Below are 2,935 nucleotides of genomic sequence, written 5' to 3'. Positions count from 1 at the left end.
CGCCACCCCCTGACCCCGATGCGGGACACTGGAACGAAAACAGGTACCCTGAGCTGCGACATCACCCGTTCCTGGAACGGCGCCGAGGAACGGGGAGGACCACGTGGCACGCCACACCGACGACTTCGCGGCCCGCCTGCGCACCCTCAAGGACCGCTCGAACCGCAGCTACGGCGCCCTCGCCCAACGCCTGCACACCAGCACCTCGACCCTGCACCGCTACTGCAACGGCACCACCGTCCCCGCCGAATTCGCCCCCGCCGAACGCTTCGCCCGAGCCTGCGGCGCCACCCCGGACGAGGTGCTGGCGCTGCACCGGCTGTGGCTGCTGGCCGACGCGGAGCGCCGGGCGGAGGCCGCAGCGGGTCGCGGCGCGAGTGCGAGTGCGAGCACCGGCGAACCGGCCGAGGGCAGCGGGGCGGATACTTCAGCCGCAAGCGAGCCAGCCGGACCGAGTACAGCGGAGGTGGCCCAGCGCGACGACAAAACCGCTTCCGCCGGCGGCCAGATAGGTGCCTCGAACGCCGGCGCACAGGCACAGAGCAGCCAGGCACCTGCTCCGAACCCCAACAACCCAGCATCATGGCCAGCCAGCGAACATGCTCCCGGCGACCAGCCGATCGCTTCCAGCCCCGCCGAATACGCGCCCAGCGACCAGCCAACCGCTTTCAGCCCCGCCGAACATGTGCCCAGCGACCAGCCGATCGCTTCCAGCCCCGGCGACCATACGCACGGCGACCAGCCGACCACCTCCAGCCCCGGCGAACTGAGCGACCAAGCAGCCGCGTCCAGCCCCGGCGCCCCGATCGTCATCAGTCCCGGCACCCGCACCGAATCCCCCCGCCCCGCCTCCCGCTGGCTCAAGCCAGCCCTCGCCGGCCTCGCCGCCGCAGCCGTCCTGGTCCCGCTCGCCATCTACGCGACCCACGACTCCGGCACCAGCGCCAGCCGATCCGCCGGCGCCACTCGGGCAGGCGCACCCTCGACGTCGTTCTCCGACTCCGCAGCTCCCGGGACACCGCCGACCGGCTCATCGGCCGCCACCTCATCGCCCACCGCCACCGCGCCGCCGTCGTCAGCCTCCGGCCCCGGTTCCGCCTCCAGCTCCGGTCCCCCCTCCAGCTCCAGCTCCGCCGCCGCCACACTCCCGACCCCGGTCACCGTCAACGTGCTGGCCGACAACTGGGACACCGAGTGCGGCCAGTGGTTCTACGCGACTCAGCCCCCGTCCCAAGTCAATCCGCCGCCCGGCCTGCCCGACGTCGGCCTGTGGACCCAGCCCCTCGGCGCGGTCCCCGGCAGCCACCTGCGCCTCCAACTCACCGCGCAGGGCACGCCGGGCCGACAGCCCGTGGTCCTGCACACGCTCTACGTCCACATCGTCGGCGCGAAGCCCGCCCCGAAGGGTGGCTACGGCTACACCATGGGCTCCGGCTGCGGCGGCGGCCTGGACCCGGCCTCGTTCGCCCTCAACCTGGACGCCTCGGACCCGAAGCTCAAGGCCGTCACCGGCCAGACCACCAACGGCAGCGTCGGCGTCGCGGACTTCCCGTTCCAGGTCTCCGGGAGCGAGACTCAGGTGCTGAACGTCGACGCGCACTCCACCAACCAGGAGATCGACTGGGAACTGGTCTTGGTCTGGAGCTGCGGCGACCAGCAGGGCACGCTCACGGTCGACGACCACGGCAAGCCCTTCCGCACCATCGGCCTGGACGGCAAGCCGACCTACTTCTGGGACGGCAGCAAGTGGAGCGCCACCCCGCTGTTCTAGCGGCGGCTGTGTCCGCGGTGACAAAAGCGGGTCCCGGCCCAGTGGCCTGAGCCGGGACCCGCCTCCTAACGCTCAGCCTCGGTAGCCCTCAGCCTCGGTCAGCTCACCCGACCTCAGTGCATGTGGTGCTGCGAGCTGCTGGTGCTGGGCGCCGCACCGCCGCACTGCGCGAAGCCCAGCACGACCTCCTGCCCACCGGCCAGCGTGATGTCCGCGGCCTCGACAGTCAGCGTGCCGTCGTTGTCCGTGCTCTGCTTGTTGAACACGATGCTGCCCAGCGAGGGCACCGCCACGGTCTGGTTCACCCCGGTCGGGATGGTGACCGTGACCGGAGGCAGCGGCGGGAGCGGGGCGGGCGGCGCGACCGGGGTGAAGGTCGCGGTGGCGATGGTCGAGGTGCCGGTGGCGGCGCCGGGCGCGGCCGGGGCGTCGCACTTGGCGTTGATCGCGGTGACCACCAGCGAGCCGACCAGCGGGATGTTCAGCGTGAGGTGGTCGGCGGTGGCCGAGGCCGAGGCGGTGCCGGCCTTGGCGTCGCCGGCGGTGGTGGCGGTGAGCGTGGCGTCGGTGGCGATCGGCCCGAGGTTCAGGCCCGCCACGGTCTTGGTCCCGCCGGGCGGGAACTTCGAGTCCGGCGTCGGGTCCACCTTGACCAGGCCGCCGAGGGCCTGCGCGGAGACGACGTAGGCCTCAGCCTGGGGGGCCATGTTGCAGGCCTGCGAGGGCGCGGCGACGCCCAGCGTGGTGCCGAGGAGCGCGGCGGTGATGCCGCAGGCGCGCAGCCCGATTCGGAGACGCATGAGATTCATACCTTTCACGAACTGTTGGACCATTTACGCCAAAGCATTCCGGAGCATTAGTGCCGCCCAGGGATTCGCCACGCGTGGATCGGCTCGATGGGCACGAACATCAGCCCGTTGGCTCAGCGGATGTCGAATCTGCGTATAAGAGGCACCACCGCGTCACCGCGCCACCACCGCCACCACCGCCACCGCGACCCCAGCTCCTCGGCACCAACCCCGCCGTACTACCCCCGGCGTACACACGATGTCTCTCCCCGCCGGATGGCAACGCTGCCCGCGACCCGCACGATTGAGCAGGTACCAAGCAGCTACAGGCAGGCCCGATCAGGTACCGATCAGGCACCGCGATCAGGTACCACCC

General features: G+C 71.4%; 2 protein-coding genes. One reads left to right on the top strand and one right to left on the bottom strand.

Going from position 1 to position 2,935, the window contains the following annotated elements; translation table 11 throughout:
• The first annotated feature begins 103 nt into the window (after positions 1-103).
• On the top strand, positions 104-1,771 hold the full coding sequence (locus KGQ19_RS51560; RefSeq protein ID WP_212022298.1) for a transcriptional regulator: 1,668 nt from the start codon (positions 104-106) through the stop codon (positions 1,769-1,771).
• Between the two features lie 113 nt (positions 1,772-1,884).
• Here the strand turns inward: KGQ19_RS51560 and KGQ19_RS48190 are convergent, their stop codons facing one another.
• Positions 1,885-2,571, bottom strand: a complete 687-nt coding sequence (locus KGQ19_RS48190; protein ID WP_212022297.1) for a choice-of-anchor P family protein — start codon at positions 2,569-2,571, stop codon at positions 1,885-1,887.
• Positions 2,572-2,935: the final 364 nt, after the last annotated feature.

The organism is Catenulispora pinistramenti, from assembly GCF_018274385.1.
Classification (GTDB): Bacteria; Actinomycetota; Actinomycetes; order Streptomycetales; family Catenulisporaceae; genus Catenulispora; species Catenulispora pinistramenti.
Note: the sequence above shows the minus strand (reverse complement) of the source record. Positions and strands in the feature narration are given on the sequence as shown.

What these genes read in the sequence shown, in the direction of transcription:
- KGQ19_RS48190 (WP_212022297.1), bottom strand. Translation starts at nt 2,571, where the DNA reads ATGCGTCTCCGAATCGGGCTGCGCGCCTGCGGCATCACCGCCGCGCTC.